Source organism: Gimesia chilikensis (genome assembly GCF_007744075.1).
Taxonomy (GTDB): Bacteria; Planctomycetota; Planctomycetia; order Planctomycetales; family Planctomycetaceae; genus Gimesia; species Gimesia chilikensis_A.
This window is the reverse complement of sequence record NZ_CP036266.1, coordinates 2229957-2245941: the sequence shown is the minus strand read 5'-3', so window position 1 is coordinate 2245941 and position 15985 is coordinate 2229957. Positions and strand designations below refer to the sequence as shown.

Here is a 15985-nt window from a genome sequence, read left to right as displayed (position 1 = left end):
AAACCCCGAATTGCCTTCGGGGATATCCGGTGGATTACATTTCAGTCCATTTATGGTAAGCTGATCCAGGTTGAACCCTGACCTGCAATGCGAGGAACGTGATCATGACCGACGCTTCCGCAGATGATGATTTCGAGAACTGGCAGCCTCCCGACGATTGGTCGTCGCGGGATGTTCTCAGGGAAGCCCAGGCAGACCGACGTGCCGGTCGCTATGCGGCAGCACTGGCCAAGCATGTCTGGTTCCATCAGAATGAACTGTGCAATGCGGTACGTCCATCATTTGCACTAACTGACTGGCGGGAACTGGCGAACGTTTATCCCCCTGCCCTGCAAAAGCTCAAGGAATTTCGCGATCAGGCGAAAGACAATCTGCTGAACGGCAACAATGTCACTCACTCATTTTCCGATTTCGAACGCATCAATCGAAAGCTAGACGAAGCGCAGTTATCAGTGGAACTGTTTCTCTGGCTGGATAAACACCGCCCTGAACTGGCGCGAAAGTGTTATATCTATGCCGAGTCACCGTTGATTCGCGCGGGTGAATATCAGGTGTGCGGGAAATATATTGATCCTGAACATACTCTGGAAATCCAGCTGATGTCTTGGGATATTATGCGGAAGCAGCCTTCTCATACGAATCTGCCACAGAAGCTTAATCAGAAATCACGATTCGATTTTCGGAATCATGGCGTGCTCAGTCTGGGAATGTGCCAGCAATTCGCTGTCCTGATTGCTCTGTTAATTCACAACGATCACAGTCCCGAAGCGCGGGCCTTTGCAGGCCGTGTGCGCTACGAGTTTAACGATCAGGTGCTGAATGAACTGGTGGCGGAAGCCCTTGAGGGACAGTTCCCTCCCGGATACTGAAGCAGGCATGACCGGCCTCAAGCACGGGTGTCGTTAATCAGGACCCGATATAGAATATTCAAGGCATCATCGGCGACGGCCTGGCTGACGCCGATATGGAAACAGATCTGTGAAGGACTCTGATCGATCATTTCGATCGGGATATGGTGCTCACCCAGTGCGTTGATCGCATCGACCAGCGGATAGGAGTTGCGTTTGAGCCCCAGGCCGACCGGTGTGATGACTGACAGATTGTAGACCACATCCATAAAATCGGGCTTGAGCTGTTTTTCAATGGCCCGCCGCAAGTCGTTGATGCTCCCTTTGAGGTCGTCCTGTTTGACCAGAACGGCGATGTCGTCTTTATCGGTCGGATAATGGTAGGTGTTGATCCCGTAACTCTGGAAGATTTTCAACAAGGTCGCGGTGAAGCCGACCTCTTCGCAGAGCATGTCCTTCTCCAGGTAGATGTAGGCCATGTTGTCCAGCCGGGCGATGCCGACCACGCCCTCTTCCGGTACGCGCTCGTTGAGAATCTGCGTACCGGCGGCTTCGGGGTGATTTGTATTGCGGACATGAATCGGGATTTTGCGTTTGCGGCAGTTGAGCATCGCGTCGAGATGAAAGACATTCACTCCCTTGGAGGAGAGCAGACGGATCTCTTTGAACGTCAGACGGGGAATCGCCCGGGCGGCAGAGATGATGCGAGGGTCAGACTCGAGCACGCCACTCACGTCGGTCCAGTTCTCGTACTTGTCGCCATCGATCGCGTAGGCAATTTCGCCTCCGGTCAGATCGGAACCGCCTCGGGAGAAGACGGCGATCTCTCCTGCTTCAGTCACCCCGTAAAACCCGGGAATGACAGTGACCATGTCGGTCTCTTCCTGATCGAGGACGGCGATGTTTTCGTAGGCAGGTTCTTCCACCTTCGCATCGAGATAACTGTCGGTCACCAGGAAGCCGAACTCTTCAGGCAGACAGGCCCGGGCTTCCATACCTTTTCTTTGGAAATACCGCGCGATGATCCTGGCATTGTAGTGCTCGCCCCGCGAAGCAAGGAACGCGATCCGTTTATCGCCATCCAGGTTCGGCTCCAGATCGGTTTTCAGCGACTCGATCAGGTCGTTGCCTTCGATCTCCAGGTCGGAGATGATGCCGCTGAAGCGATCGATGACCGCCTGTTTGCTCTCGGTTGCGGAGATCGACTTGCGGGAGTCGCGAAAGTGCTGCCCCCGGGTCGCGATATTGAGCAGATGATCGGTGATCTTTTCTTCGTTTTTCTGGACTCGCCCCGGAGCCGAGACCACCACAAACCGTCGCTGGGGATTGTCGGCGACAATGCGACGGACTTTTTCGATTTGAGTAGCGTTCGCTACGGAACTTCCACCAAATTTACAGACTACACTGTTTGTCATATTGTATGTTCCCCCCTGTTTTATGAGTTCTCACCCGGCGGGCTTCAATGCAGCCTGCACGCGGTTAACAAACTCGGGGGGCTTCCTCGTGGCTTCCTCTTCGTTTTTCAATCAGATTGAATAAATTTTTCTTAAGTAACTGTGATCTTTATGCTTAGATCGCATTCTCAGTTACCTTCCTCGCTGCCTGATTCCTGTGAAATCGCTATTGATTTCTCAAAAACCGGGCTCATGCTTAGCAACCCTAATAGAATAGCCGATAGATAACAACTGTATAAATGCTGAGACGATGTAAACTAATGTGATTATCACAACTTTCTCCAACAGAGAGTGATCTATGGGTAAGCTGATTCAATTTGTCATGGAAAATTTTACTCTCAGCTTTCTGATCCTGGGGCTGATCGTTTCCGGATTTTCTCTCTTGAGAAAACCGCGACCATTGTCACGAGCGAACATTGTTGAGTCCCTGTTTGCCTGGTTTCTATTCTTTTCCATAGGCTGTTCTTTCTTCTATAACTTCATCATGCATTCGTTTTTTGGCGAGATGGCAGCCAGTTTCATCGGCTGGTCCCAGAGTCCGTTTCAGTTTGAAGTGGGGACCGCCAGTCTGGGTTATGCAGTGGTGGGCTTTCTGGCATTCCGTGGCAGTCTGGGCATGCGGGCCGCAGCGGTCGTCGGGCCGTCGATGTTTCTACTGGGCGCTGCAGGCGGACACGTCTACCAGATGATCACAGCCCATAACTTTGCTCCCGGGAATGCCGGGGTGATCTTTTACACGGACATCGTGCTGCCCATCATCGGATTTGTCCTGCTGGGCATGCAGTATCGATGTCAGCGCAGGGAACAGACTGAAGTCCGGACTTAAATGGACTGTTCCAGGAAGGATGAAGCGATCCGAATGGAAATCGACATTGAACAGGAATTGGCCGGAAAGAACCCGGCACGAGTGGCGCCACAGGTCCGGAAGCAGATTCGCATTCAGCAACTACGCGTTCGCAGTCACCTGATTATGGCACTCGTAGCTGCAGGCATTGTCAGCCTGCATCTGCTTTTGGATTGGATCCCCCTCTGGATGGCCGTCTGTGCCCTGATTGTGTTTCCCATATCACTACTCTGCCTGTATGGCGATGGACGTTTACTCAAATATCAGCAGCAGAAACTGACATTGATTGAAGAAATCCTGAAATCACGGGGAAAACAGTAAGAACCCGTTGATCCTCTCTGCTATAACAGACGTTAGTCTTTCCATATGCAAAGCGTTTCAGCGGAAACAGACCGGCAAAGAAAATCAAAATGGCCCCGGCTGATCTTGTGCGTGGTCATCGTAGTGCTCAGCCTGCGCCTGGTTACTGTCGTCAGCGGGTCCGCTTCAGGCTGGCATTCGCTGTGGTATGACTGGAAAGCGGAGGCCTGGCGTCTGCTGGGGCAAACGACGTCGGTCAGCGAGGAACTACCTGAGAAACAGGCACAATACTGGTTGCAGCAGGTTGAGCAAATCCCCGCAACCCGGACCGACGCCCAGGTCGCGCTGGGGGCAGCCTGGATGCTCACCGAGCCGCAGTACGGGTTCCTCAAGCGGGACATATTAACCACTGAAGACGCAAGGGAACTTTCTGGAAACCTGTTTGAACTCAGGAATCGGGCCGAAGCAGAGTATCAGGCTCTGTGTCGCGATGCCTGTCTGGAACAGGCTGCGATCGCCACACAACTTGCCCCGGAAGATGTCGATTTCTGGAGACAGCGCGCTTTACTGCTGTTTGTGCTGAGCGATGAATCAGAGTGGGAGCATCCCACGGAGGACTGGCTGTCGCTGCTGGCTGAGTGTGCGGTCCACGATCCGGAGAATGCACTCTACGACTACCTCGCAGCGATCAGGTTCTATCAGCAGTCCGCCGAACCGGTCTGGGATGACGACTATCGTCTGACTCTAAAAATTGCGAATCCCAAAATCTATGCACAGGCTGAGCAACGACTGGAAGCGGGACAGAAAAAACCAACCCTGGATGTGGGAGCGATTACCTGGTCGGCTACCCTGGCCTTTTTAGAACAGACATCACTCCCGCGGGGCGAACAGATCAAAGCGGCAGAAGGGCGGAATGCCATTTATCCCGCTGAAATGATTGTCATTCGGCTGCTACGCTGGTTGGACAATGCCTGCAAATCCGATCTGCGGCAAAAAAAGTACGCCGCTGTGATACGGAATGCAGACCGTGAACTGCGGATCGCAGAGCAATTGACGGGCCGTGACAATCTGTATGAACTTACAATATTTAAATACAGCTTCCACACTTTGGGACTGGGACATTCATTCCAGGTACTGCAGACACATCCGGAGTCCTTCACTCCTGAGGAAGCAGCCAAACTGAAGCAGGATCTGCATCAGGCCTGGCTGCAGCGAAAGATCTTTATGGAAGCCCTGAAGCGTTATCATGCTCAGCAGGACGCACAACCAGCATTCGTGGCGCCCCTCGCAACAACGCTTGCTGAACTCAGTCAACCTTTTATTCTTTTGTTGTTTCTACTGTCGTTGTTGCTGGAGATGACAGTTCGTTGGGTTGGCTGGCATGAAACTGATACCGCTCCTCGACCGGGATGGTGGCGAACCCTGGTTGCCTGGTTTTCTGGAGTGAGTCTGAGCCTGTTTCTCTCGGGAGTAATCCCGGCGGATGCCCTTCCGGAACGTGTCTGGAACATCCTGCTACTGACTCTCGGTTGGATCAGTCTGATTCTGATATTAACCTGTTCTCTGCGAATGATCCGCAAGGAAGGAAACCTTACCTGGATCGCATTAATTTCGCTGCTACTGGTTCTCTTGATTCCTGTCCTGATCAGTTTTCAATACAGTTCCCTGCAGACAATCGTGGAACATTACTGGCTACACGCTTCCCTGGCACACTTCATCCCGGTTTCACTACTGCTCGCCGTTCTTTATGGAACGGCGGTCTTCATCGTGATTCGTTTTTTATGTTCCCCCGGGTGGTCTGCACGTCGCAAGCTGACTGTCTGTGGTCTCGTTTTTCTGGTCACTCTATTGATCGTTCCCGCCGGTTCTATGGTTTTTCGAGGCTCACTGAATCCAGCAGAAATACAAACCTGGTTCGGCAGTGATAGTTCCATGGATGATGAGAATCCATTTCTCGCGCTGGCCGCCCGGAACCGGCAACCGCAAAAACAGATCCCCGCATGGATCTGGATTTATCCGCAGTGGACGTCACATCATGGAGAAGGACTCGCCACCCTGCTGTCTCTGTCAATTCTACTCAGTTGGTCTCTCCTGCGCCGGTCTCGTTTGTCGAATGCCTCGGATTCGCAGATCTGGCAAGAGGGAGTTCTCCTGCTGAGGCGTTCCAGTCTGGTCGCCCTGCTGGTTGTGACAATGGTCTATCTAGCTGCCCTGCCCTCTGTGATCAAGGCGGAAAACAAGGATTACCAGAAACGATCTCAGGCTCTACTCAACCTGCTTGAACCCCTGCAGGAAGTGGATCGTATCCAGGCGGAGATCAAAGAGGAACCAGAACAAATGCAGTCATTTGGGCTGCAAATTAAAGAGATTGAACAGCAGTTGATTGAAGAGGCCGACCAAACTGTAAATCCGTCTCCACAAGGAGAGTTGAAACCACTCGAATAACAGCATTACTACTTGATCCAGCTTTGATGTGACCGCTCAGGAACGAATTCTCTCTTTCTAGTGGCTCGATTCTCTGCAACGGTCGTAACGACTCTACCGCCATCCGCTGCGTGAGGAATTTCCCTGCAACTTGAGGGAAGCCTGCGGTTTTTCACTCACCTGCAATCTTCCTGACCTAGATTTCAATGGTCGTTGATACGTCCCGTGGGGATCCGATCACCTGCCTGCAGCGATTTTGTCTGGCACTTCAGAATCGCCGGCTCTTCTCTTTCCAGTATGAGATTAGATTATGCGTCCGGAAACTGTACTCAAAGTTCGCGCCAGAAAACTCTGGATTCTCTGCCTGTTATGTGCACTGCTGCCGGGGATGATGGCCTCTGCAATCGCTGCAGATACAACCGCGCCCACGTCTGCGAAAAGCTGTGCTGGCGGTCATTGTGCGCAAGCAGCTGCCAAACCAGAGCTGCAAGCCGAAGGGCCGGTTACGTTTTTCTCGAAACTGTTCGACACCAACGATTATCCGCAGCGCTGGTATTGTGGTACCTGGTCGAGTGATGTGGGCTGGCTGCATATCCTGTCTGACATTGCCATCTTCGGTGCTTATTTCACCATTCCGGTGATGCTGCTCTACTTCCTGTTACAGCGCAAAGATCTCCCCTTCCCGCGAATTATCTGGCTGTTTGCCGCTTTTATTCTGTTCTGTGGTTTTGGACACCTCATCGAGGCGGGCATCTTCTGGTGGCCCGTCTATCGTTTTTCGGGGCTGATTAAAGCCAGTACCGCGATTGTCTCCTGGATTACGGTCTTCGTATTAATTCGTCTGATTCCCGAAGCACTCAAACTTCCCTCCGCAGCGCTGTTAGGTACGAAACTGCAGGAAAGCCAGGAACGGCTGGATTATGCACTGGAAGCGGGACAGATCGGCGTCTGGGAACTCAATTTGAAAACCAACCAGCTCAACTGGGACCGACGGACGCGAGAGATGTTCGATGTTCCTCCCGAGGAAACGGAACTGCACTTTGAAGATTTCAGCAAACGGCTGCATCCCGCTGACAGGGAACGCGTCGAAACCTGTTTTAATCACAGCGTCGATACCGGCACTCCTTACAGTTGTGAATATCGCGTGATTTACCGGGATGGCTCGGTACATTACATCTATGCTCAGGGACATGCCGTCTTTGATGAAACTGGTGAGCCGAAATTGTTTGTCGGCGTCTGCCACGATTTCACAGAACAACAGATCCAGAAAAATGCTCTTTCCGAAAGCGAGCAGAACTATCGCAGCACCTTTGAGCAGGTCGCGATGGGAATCGCCCACGTGTCTCCCGATGGTCGCTGGCTGCGGTTCAATCAAGGGTTGTGTGATCTGCTGGGCTACACAGATCAGGAACTGCTGGAACAGAACTGGCAGGACCTCACTCACCCGGACGATCTGGATGCGGACCTTGTCCAGATCTCGAAATTACTGGCAGGCGAAATCGACTCCTACTCGGTTGAAAAACGATACCTTACACAGGATCAAGCGGTTGTCTGGACGAATATGACCGTTTCACTGGTCCGTCTGCCAACTGGAGAACCACGGCACTTCATCTTCCTGATCGAAAATATCCAGGGGCGCAAAGAAGCTGAAAAAGCATTACAGATGTATCACCAGAAAGTCAAAAAACTGTCCCTGGTCGCCAGTAAAACCAAGCATTCGGTGATCATCTCCGACGCCCAGGGCTATATTGAATGGGTCAATGATGCCTTTACTTCGCTGAGTGGTTACACGCTCAACGAGGTGATGGAACAGCACCTCTGTGATATTTTACGTGGTCCGGAAGCGAACTCAGATACGATTACCAGCATCCGAAACAGCCTGCAGAAAAAAGAAAGCATCGCTACAGAAATCGTGAATTATGATCGTGAGGGACGCGAGTACTGGATCGAACTCAAGATCGATCCTGTGCTTGATGACGATGATATCCTGCTGAACTTCATCGCCACCCAGGTCGATGTGACGGCCCGCAAGCAGTCGGAGTTCGCCCTGCGAATGGCCAACTCACAGTTCAGCAAATTGCGACAGGCCGACATCCTGGGAATCATGACCTGTCGCTTTGACGGCAGTGTCGAACAGGCGAATGACGAACTGCTCCGCATTCTGGGTTATACCGCCGACGACCTGGAAGCCGGGTTAATCAACTGCCAGGAGCTGACGCCGACAGAGTGGCAGCAGCGTGATCAGGAAGTACTGCAGGAAATGCTGGAAACCGGTGCAGCAAAACCGATCGAAAAAGAATACTACCGTAAAGATGGCAGCCGCGTTCCCGTAGTGTTGGGTATGACGCGCCTGGATGAAGCGGAGGATCTCTGTCTCTGTTTCGTTTTGGATGCCACCGCGCAGAAAGAGACCGAAGAAAAACTGAAAGACGCCAAACAGGCCGCGGAGGAAGCGAGCCGGGCCAAGAGTGATTTCCTGGCCAACATGAGTCACGAGCTGCGTACGCCACTCAATGGAGTGATCGGCATGACAGAATTACTGGCCGGTACAAACCTGAACCGACAGCAGCAGGACTTCGTCGATGCATGCCGGAACAGTGGTGAATCGCTGCTGGGCCTGATCAACGATATTCTCGACTTCTCCAAAATCGAAGCCGGCAAACTGGACCTGGACCTGCATCAGTTCGACGTCGAAAAGCTGTTGATGGACACCATGAGCACCATGGTCTGGCGAGCCGCTGAGAAAGATCTGGAGCTCCCCTGTTCTATTGATCCCGCCACGCGACTGATTCTTAAGGGAGACAGTTATCGACTGCGTCAGGTACTGGTGAACCTCGTTGGTAATGCAATTAAGTTTACCGAAACAGGTGAAGTTTCCGTGCGTGCGGAAGCCATCGAACAGGAGACCGAACAGATCACGATCCGCTTCACAGTGAGTGATACGGGCATTGGTATCTCTGAAGACAAACTGGACCGCCTGTTCCAGTCGTTTACACAGGTCGATGCTTCGACCACACGCAACTATGGCGGCAGTGGTCTGGGGCTGGTCATCTCCCGCAATCTGGTCGAATTAATGGGTGGTTCGATTGGCATCGAGAGCCAGGCAGGCGCAGGTTCAACCTTCTGGTTTGAGATTCCCTTTGAAATCATCTCGCCCACTTCGGTGGCACTCCCGATCCGCTCACCGCTGGCTGGGAAACGGGCCCTGATCGTCGATGACAATCAGAAGTGCCTGCAGATCCTGCACGATTTCGCCAAAGAATGGGGACTGAAAACAGACCTCGCCGTGTCTGTCGCGGAAGCACTTTCGATTCTGGAACGGGCACACGACAACCAGGAGATCATTGACCTCGTACTGACCGATCTGGAACTGCCGGACCTGAGTGGAAGGGTTCTGGCTCACGAACTCAAGGACGCAGATCCCAAGGTCATTCTGATCTCCCGTTCGCCGGAAACACATCTGAGCCAGAGTGAACTGCAGGAGAGTGGCGTTGCTGCCCTGTTACACAAACCGCTGAATCGACACAAGCTGTATGAGGTACTCTGCAACCTGTTTCAACAGGAATCCAACCCGCCTCGCATACAGGATCTCGATACGCATCAGGAGCCTGAAGAACACGCATTGCTGTCGGCAACGACGGTTCTGCTCGCAGAGGATAACAACATCAACCAGATGTACGTTACCGAGTTGATGAAGCAGTTCGGCTGCCTGTGTCATACAGCAGTCAATGGTCTGGAGGCAATCGAAGCAGTCAAACAACACAATTACGATCTGGTACTGATGGACTGTCAGATGCCGGAACTGGACGGGCTGGAAGCCACTCGCCAGATTCGTGAACTGGAACAGCAAGGGGAGCTTGAAGGGCATCTCCCCATTGTGGCACTCACTGCGAATGCGATCAAAGGAGATCGGGAGCGGTGTCTGGAAGCCGGCATGGATGACTACATCAGTAAACCCGTGCAGAAAGCGCAGCTCAGAAAGCTGCTCGATCAGTACCATGCCCGGAAAGCATCACACCAGCATACGATATCTGCGAAAACTGAAACGATCGTCTCTTCTGATAGAGAAATCGACAGTGACCGCGCCATAGATACAGCTGCATTGATGGATCTTTGTTGCGGCAATCTGGAACTGATTGAATCGCTGCTGGATGAACTGGAATCCTCGGGCGAAATGCGTGTGGCACATATTCGCGAGCATGCAGATCAGGGCAATGCGCGAGGCGTGGCTGAAGCAGCACACTCACTCAAGGGAGCTACCAGTATTCTGTGTGCAGCGTCCCTGCAACAGTTATCACAGGAAATCGAGCAAACCGGCACAGAGGACCACCTGGAAAATATTGATGCATTGATCGATGAACTCTCCACCGAAATGCAACGTTGTCTGCAGGAACTTCCCCAAGTCAGAGAAGATCTGCAGGGGATGTCCACAGAGGGCGAATAATATCCCTGTTTTAATACAGAGAATGTTCCGTCACTTTGCCAGGAGGTGACGGGGCATCATGCTGCACTGTTGTTTTACTCAACAGATAGTGTGAGACGTACCACTCTTCCCCGGACTGGTAGCCGAACAGTTCCGCGACCGCGAGGAAAAACAGACGCCAGCGCATCCACCAGCGGTGAGCCTGCTGCGTCCCATAAGTTTCTGCCAGGATCGGCAGGACTTGCGCACTGCGCTGGTCCAGATTTTCCAGCCAGGCCTCGGACGTCAGCTGATAGTGACGACCGTTCCAGCGCCACTGCTGTTCGACCTGCATGTCTTCCTGGAAGTGGGAAAACCAGTCATCCGCGGGCATGATTCCCCCGGTAAAGAAATGCCGGGCCATCCAGTCGTCTGCATTCTCGTCACTGAATTCGTAGACATAGTTTCGATGACAGAAAATGTGCACGAAGAGTTTTCCATCGTCGACCAGCCAGTCGGAAATGCGATTTAACAGGCGGGCATAATTCCGCATGTGTTCGAACATCTCTACTGAGACCACGCGGTCGAACTTTTGCTCGGGTTCGAAATCGTTCATGTCTGCAGTGATCACATTCACGCGGTCTGCATAGCCCCGTTCCCGCGCCATTTGTTCAATCGCAGCCCGTTGAGAATGAGAATTCGAAACAGCGGTGATGTGACTTTGAGGATAATGTTCGGCGATCCAGAGCGTCAGCGAACCCCAGCCGCAGCCCAGTTCCAGGATCTGCATGCCATCTTCCAGTTCTGCATGCAGGCAGCTCTCCTGCAAAGCCGCAACTTCGGCTTCGTCAAGAGTCGTTACCCCCTCCGGCCAGTAGCAGCAGCTGTATTTCCGCCGCGCTCCGAGCACCTGCTCATAAAAGGCGGCAGGCACTTCGTAATGTTGTTCGTTCGCCTTTTCCGGAACCAGGGCAATCGGGCTCTTAAGGGCAGCCTCGACGAAAGCACGTCGATTTTCAGCATCCGCGGCCGGACTCCCCCCATCCAGACTGTCGAGCCGTTTGCTGCAGAGTCTGCGAATGGCACGCCGGACCAGACTGTCGGGAACCCAGCCCCGCTCCACACATTCAATGGCCAGATTCACCAGCATGTCAGTTTTCATGTTGTCACCTGTTTGGGTTTAGGAGGCCAGGGAAAGAAGGCGCTCGTGGTCCGCTGATATTCGCGATAGGCTTCGCCCCGGCTCTTGATGGCCTGGGCTTCCGTAGGAGGAATCCCCGTCACATTGAGGATGAAATGCAGCATCAGGAGTGGACCAAGAATTGTCAGCCAGCCCCAGGGCGCCTGGATGGCCAGACAGACGTAGGCCCACCAGTGCAGCCATTCAAAAAAGTAATTCGGGTGCCGGGAATAGTGCCAGAGTCCGCGCTGACAGACCTGCCCCGTCTGGTGCGGATCTGAGCGAAATCGTGACAGCTGCTGATCGGCGATGAGTTCCCCTGAGATCGCAGCAAACCAGATTGCGATTCCGAGATAATCAAGAAACCCCAGAGGTGCCGTACTGCGGGCCGCCAGCAACATCGGGAGGGCAAAGAGCAGACTTCCCACTGCCTGGAGCTGATAAAACCAGAAAAGTTTCCCCTGGGCGGCGGTTCCCCATTTTTCTTTGAGGGTCTGATAACGCCCGTCTTCGGGCATGGTTAAGACGCGATAGAGTATGTAACCACTGAGTCTTAAAGACCAGAGCAGAGCCAGCGCCGCGACAATGATCCGCCTGATCAAATCGCCTTCCACACTTCCCCAGGCAAAAAACAGACTGAGCAAGCCGACGCCCATGCCCCAGGCGACATCAACAATGCCTGCATCCCCGGTCCGTTTCTGGAGCAACCAGAGCAGTCCCATGACAGCCGACATGCCTGCGCCGCCGATCAGAATCATCCACCAGGGATTCAAGCGAGCACCTCCTCAGCCTCTTTGGTCAAGTCGCGAAGTGCATGATGACGTACGAGATCGAAGCGACACGCCGGCTTGGCGAGCAGCATCTGCACCGTGTTACACTGCCGCTCTTCAAAAGCGGCTTCGCAGTAACAGAAATAATAATCCCACATGCGAATGAACGACTCGGAATAGCCCTGCGCGCGGACCGCGTCGATCCGCTCATGAAAGGCTTCCCGCCAGCAGCGGAGTGTCTGGGCATAATGAGGAGCGATATCTTCCAGTTGCAGGAGGCGGAAATCGGTTACCCGGGATGTTGTTTCCAGGATCGCAGCCACCGAAGGGAGGCAGCCTCCCGGGAAAATGTAGCGGCGGATGAAATCCACGCTTTTGAGATATTCTTTGAACCGCTGATCCTTGATTACGATTCCCTGCAGCAACATCATGCCGTCCGGCTTGAGCAGGTCCGAGCACTTCTGAAAGTAAGTCTCGAAGAACTCGGCTCCAACCGCTTCAATCATTTCGATTGAAACCAGTTTATCGTACTGTCCTTCCAGATCGCGGTAGTCTTTCAGCTGGAGTGTCACGCGATCCGTCAGTCCGGCGGCGTCCACACGCTCGGCAGCCAGGTTGTATTGCTCCTGCGAAATGGTGGTGGTCGTCACCCGACAACCATAAAACTGGGCGGCATGCACGGCCAGCCCTCCCCAGCCCGTGCCGATCTCCAGCAGATGATCGCCCGGTTTCAGATTCAGATTCCGGCAGACGCGGTCCAGCTTATTCAAAGAGGCCTCCTGCATGGTGTCGGTCTCCTGTTCGAAGACGCCGCAGGAATAGCTCATGGTATCGTCCAGGAAGAGGCGGTAAAAATCGTTCCCCAGATCGTAGTGTGCATGAATGTTGCGGGCTGCGCCGAGGCGTGTATTCCGTCTGAGCCAGTGCCCGAGCCGGGCGGCACACTGTCGGAACCAGGCCATGCCCCCTTCAAAGCGATCGGTGACTTCCAGGTTGCGAATGAAGATCCGCACCAGTGCCGTCAGATTATGACAGGACCAGTCACCGTCGATCAGTGATTGTGCAATGCCCAGGCCTCCCTCAAGGACAGCCCGACGGTAGAAGCGAGGATTCTGCACCAGGACAACGGCTCGTAAGCCGGCATCCGGATCGCCAAAATGCTGCTCCTGTTCTCCATCGATGAGGGTTATCCGGCCGTGCTGCATCGACTGTAATTTCTTTAATAAAAGTGTGCGGCAGGTCGTGTCCATGAGACCGGCAGACGCAGATGCGTTCCAGGTCAGCTCAGGGGAATCGTTGATGGTACTCATGAGGTCCTCGCGTTGGGCTCTGTGCCTGTAATTTGATTGTCTGTGGTCGAGAGATGTCTGGGATGGGGATAGAAGGGAACCTTCTTCCACCACAGGCGGAGTGCCTGCCAGTAGATCGCCGCAAACACGTACCAGGTCATCAACGGATAAGTCAGCAGGACCTGCCACAGGTTGCGGGTTGTGATCTCCCGTCGTTCCAGTTGCATCGTCACGTCAAATACTTTTTCACTTTCACGATAGTTATCGATATGAACGGTCAGTTTTTGATGGGGCTCTGTCAGTTTCCAGCCATACTGCATGTCCAGAGGCATGAAGGGAGAAACATGAAAAACCTTCTGCATCAGTTGATCGTCCCGGTTTGCTTCCAGTTGTTTCCGCGAAATCACATAACAGTGCCGTTCTCCCCAGGGCGTGTTGTTCACTTCCGCGACGACGGTTTCCCAATCTGTGCCTGTACGATTAAAACAGTAGTAGAAAGAGACCGGGTTCATCACAAATCCGAAATACCGCAGATGCGTGAGCAGCCGAATCGGCCCCTCGGGTCGGGGATAGCCCTGCTCTACCACAAAGTCGCGAATCGATTCTCCCAGTGGTTGGGTTGGATCGCCCAGATGATCGGCTCTGCGAAACCGTGCGAGAGCCGGACGACGGGTAGACCAGCACCAGCGTCCCTCGAACACGGAATCGAGTTCATCCAGATCGAGGTACATCAGGTAGATTCGATTGCGAAAGCTGTGTTCGACGGGTTTAAGTCGTCTGTGTCGAACCCAGCCGGTGTAGATTCCGCTTTCCATATATCTTCTGTTTCCAGTAAAGTTCGGCAGACCGCCAGGGCACTGTTAACGCCATCCTCGTGAAATCCGTTGCCCCAGTAGGCACCACAAAACGATGTATTTCGCTGATTGATCACTTCCGCGTGACGGCGCTGGGTCTCAGCCCGCTCGATCGTAAAAATGGGATGGGCATATTCGATACGGCGAATGACCCTGGAAGGATCGACCCGCTCCTCACCATTGAGTGTCACACAGAACGTATGCTGCGAGTCGAGGCTCTGCAGCTGATTCATATTATAGGTAATTGTTGCTTTGCGATTCTCGCCCCTGGGCATAAAGTAATTCCAACAGGCCCAGGCCCGTTCGCTGCGGGGCAGAACGCTTGTGTCGGTATGCAGCTGGGCGATATTCGGTTCATAGGGGAATGCAGAGAGCAGTTCGCGTTCGACCGGGTCTACGTCGCTACCGAGAATTCGCAAAGCCTGATCGCTGTGGCAGGCGAAAATCACGTGATCGAACTCTTCAGAAGCAGCGTTGACTGGAGTCACTTCCACACCTTCCTCGAGACGCCTGACAGCGTGAATGGGGGTCTGCAGACGGATTGACTCTCGAAAGTCGGCGGTGATCGCTTTCACATACTGGTGTGAACCACCACAAACCACACGCCACTCAGGCAGCTCCCGGATCGCCAGGATGCCATGGTTGCGGTAGAACTCCACGATGAAGCGAATGGGAAACTGTTCGAAAGTGCCTACCGGGCAGGACCAGATCGCCGACCCCATGGGGAGAAAATACTGATCGATAAATTCGCGGGAGTAGTTCTCACGCTTGAGGTATTCGCCGACCGTCAAGGTATCATTATCGGAATTCAGCAGGGCCAGCGACTGTTTGTTGAAGCGAAAAATATCACTCAGAAGTTTGTAGAAGCGAGGGTTGAACAGATTCTTGCGCTGGGCAAAAAAGCCATTGAGATCGGCGCCCCGGTATTCCAGCCCGGTTCGTTCACACTTCATGCTGAAACTCATGCGGGTCGGCTGTGATGTGATTCCCAGTCGGTCCAACATGCGGGTGAAGTTCGGGTAGGTCTGATGGTTAAAAACGATGAACCCGGTGTCGACGGGATGTTGCTCGCCTTCCAGATCGACTTCGATCGTGTTGGTGTGTCCGCCGATGTAGTTATTCGCTTCGAAGATCGTGACGTCGTGCTGTCGATGCAGAAACCAGGCAGCCGTCAAACCGGAAATGCCGCTACCAATGATGGCAATTTTCATGAATGGACCTTATCTTGAGGCGGCTTCACTGTACACTGCCCCTGCTGGCAGCGCCCTGTTAATTTTAACCTGTGACGGGCGAAATGTCTGTAGAGATAATCGAGACTATGTGAAATACCGGGCAGATGGGTCGGAGCCACGAGCCAACGGAGTCCTATCGCAGAATAGAGACGGCGAAAGACTTCAACTCCACTGACCCAGGAACCGTCGGGGAGACGTCCCTGCATCTCTTCCATAAATTCAGATTGTGTTTTTCCATAAACGTCTGGATCAAAGTCATCTGCGGCGATATCGGTGAAATGAATCTTGTGGCGGCGATCGAATCGCTTCAGCAGGTTGACCTCCCGCCGGCAAAGCGGGCAGTCGCCATCATAGAAAGCTTCGATTTCACAATATTCACGATCCATAC

The 15985-nt window shown here is 53.3% G+C and carries 12 protein-coding genes; 5 read left to right on the top strand and 7 right to left on the bottom strand.

Annotated elements, in window-relative coordinates:
* The first annotated feature begins 104 nt into the window (after positions 1-104).
* Positions 105-869: a hypothetical protein gene (locus tag HG66A1_RS08630; protein ID WP_145182173.1), complete on the top strand. Its 765-nt coding sequence runs from the start codon at positions 105-107 to the stop codon at positions 867-869.
* A 17-nt stretch (positions 870-886) separates the two neighbouring features.
* Here HG66A1_RS08630 and HG66A1_RS08625 read toward each other — a convergent pair whose 3' ends face one another.
* A complete protein-coding gene (locus HG66A1_RS08625) occupies positions 887-2263 on the bottom strand; it encodes an aspartate kinase (protein ID WP_145182171.1) in 1377 nt (458 codons plus the stop codon).
* Between the two features lie 337 nt (positions 2264-2600).
* On the opposite strand from HG66A1_RS08625, the gene HG66A1_RS08620 reads away from it, so the two are divergent.
* The 4 genes from HG66A1_RS08620 to HG66A1_RS08605 all read left to right on the top strand — a co-directional run bounded on the left by HG66A1_RS08620 (position 2601) and on the right by HG66A1_RS08605 (position 10314).
* Positions 2601-3128, top strand: a complete 528-nt coding sequence (locus HG66A1_RS08620; protein ID WP_145182168.1) for a DUF6790 family protein — start codon at positions 2601-2603, stop codon at positions 3126-3128.
* The gene (locus tag HG66A1_RS08615; RefSeq protein WP_145182165.1) at positions 3129-3467 is read left to right on the top strand and encodes a hypothetical protein; all 339 of its coding nucleotides are present in this window, start codon (positions 3129-3131) and stop codon (positions 3465-3467) included.
* 123 nt (positions 3468-3590) lie between these two features.
* Entirely contained in the window at positions 3591-5891 is a 2301-nt protein-coding gene (locus HG66A1_RS08610; protein WP_197997048.1) for a hypothetical protein, read from the top strand.
* A 289-nt stretch (positions 5892-6180) separates the two neighbouring features.
* A complete protein-coding gene (locus tag HG66A1_RS08605) occupies positions 6181-10314 on the top strand; it encodes a PAS domain S-box protein (RefSeq protein WP_145182158.1) in 4134 nt (1377 codons plus the stop codon).
* A gap of 10 nt (positions 10315-10324) precedes the next feature.
* On the opposite strand, the gene HG66A1_RS08600 is transcribed toward HG66A1_RS08605, so the two are convergent.
* The 6 genes from HG66A1_RS08600 to HG66A1_RS08575 are packed head-to-tail and all read right to left on the bottom strand — an operon-like array spanning position 10325 to position 15983.
* A complete protein-coding gene (locus tag HG66A1_RS08600) occupies positions 10325-11434 on the bottom strand; it encodes an SAM-dependent methyltransferase (RefSeq protein WP_197997047.1) in 1110 nt (369 codons plus the stop codon).
* Positions 11431-12225: a DUF1295 domain-containing protein gene (locus HG66A1_RS08595; protein WP_145182155.1), complete on the bottom strand. Its 795-nt coding sequence runs from the start codon at positions 12223-12225 to the stop codon at positions 11431-11433. Before HG66A1_RS08595 ends, HG66A1_RS08600 begins: the two co-directional genes overlap by 4 nt.
* Positions 12222-13532 (bottom strand): SAM-dependent methyltransferase, encoded by a 1311-nt coding sequence (locus HG66A1_RS08590; RefSeq protein ID WP_145182153.1) that lies wholly within the window; start codon positions 13530-13532, stop codon positions 12222-12224. Before HG66A1_RS08590 ends, HG66A1_RS08595 begins: the two co-directional genes overlap by 4 nt.
* Entirely contained in the window at positions 13529-14326 is a 798-nt protein-coding gene (locus HG66A1_RS08585) for a DUF1365 domain-containing protein (RefSeq protein WP_145182150.1), read from the bottom strand. Before HG66A1_RS08585 ends, HG66A1_RS08590 begins: the two co-directional genes overlap by 4 nt.
* Positions 14242-15576 carry an NAD(P)/FAD-dependent oxidoreductase gene (locus HG66A1_RS08580; RefSeq protein ID WP_145182147.1) on the bottom strand — a complete coding sequence of 445 codons (1335 nt, stop codon included), beginning with the start codon at positions 15574-15576 and terminating at the stop codon, positions 14242-14244. Before HG66A1_RS08580 ends, HG66A1_RS08585 begins: the two co-directional genes overlap by 85 nt.
* Positions 15573-15983: a thiol-disulfide oxidoreductase DCC family protein gene (locus tag HG66A1_RS08575; RefSeq protein ID WP_145182144.1), complete on the bottom strand. Its 411-nt coding sequence runs from the start codon at positions 15981-15983 to the stop codon at positions 15573-15575. Before HG66A1_RS08575 ends, HG66A1_RS08580 begins: the two co-directional genes overlap by 4 nt.
* Positions 15984-15985 lie beyond the last annotated feature (2 nt).

Bases quoted from the DNA above. Each gene is read 5' to 3' on its own strand.
- HG66A1_RS08630 (WP_145182173.1), top strand. From the start codon at position 105: ATGACCGACGCTTCCGCAGATGATGATTTCGAGAACTGGCAGCCTCCC.
- HG66A1_RS08625 (WP_145182171.1), bottom strand. From the start codon at position 2,263: ATGACAAACAGTGTAGTCTGTAAATTTGGTGGAAGTTCCGTAGCGAAC.
- HG66A1_RS08620 (WP_145182168.1), top strand. From the start codon at position 2,601: ATGGGTAAGCTGATTCAATTTGTCATGGAAAATTTTACTCTCAGCTTT.
- HG66A1_RS08615 (WP_145182165.1), top strand. From the start codon at position 3,129: ATGGACTGTTCCAGGAAGGATGAAGCGATCCGAATGGAAATCGACATT.
- HG66A1_RS08605 (WP_145182158.1), top strand. From the start codon at position 6,181: ATGCGTCCGGAAACTGTACTCAAAGTTCGCGCCAGAAAACTCTGGATT.
- HG66A1_RS08600 (WP_197997047.1), bottom strand. From the start codon at position 11,434: ATGAAAACTGACATGCTGGTGAATCTGGCCATTGAATGTGTGGAGCGG.
- HG66A1_RS08590 (WP_145182153.1), bottom strand. From the start codon at position 13,532: ATGAGTACCATCAACGATTCCCCTGAGCTGACCTGGAACGCATCTGCG.
- HG66A1_RS08585 (WP_145182150.1), bottom strand. From the start codon at position 14,326: ATGGAAAGCGGAATCTACACCGGCTGGGTTCGACACAGACGACTTAAA.
- HG66A1_RS08580 (WP_145182147.1), bottom strand. From the start codon at position 15,576: ATGAAAATTGCCATCATTGGTAGCGGCATTTCCGGTTTGACGGCTGCC.
- HG66A1_RS08575 (WP_145182144.1), bottom strand. From the start codon at position 15,983: ATGGATCGTGAATATTGTGAAATCGAAGCTTTCTATGATGGCGACTGC.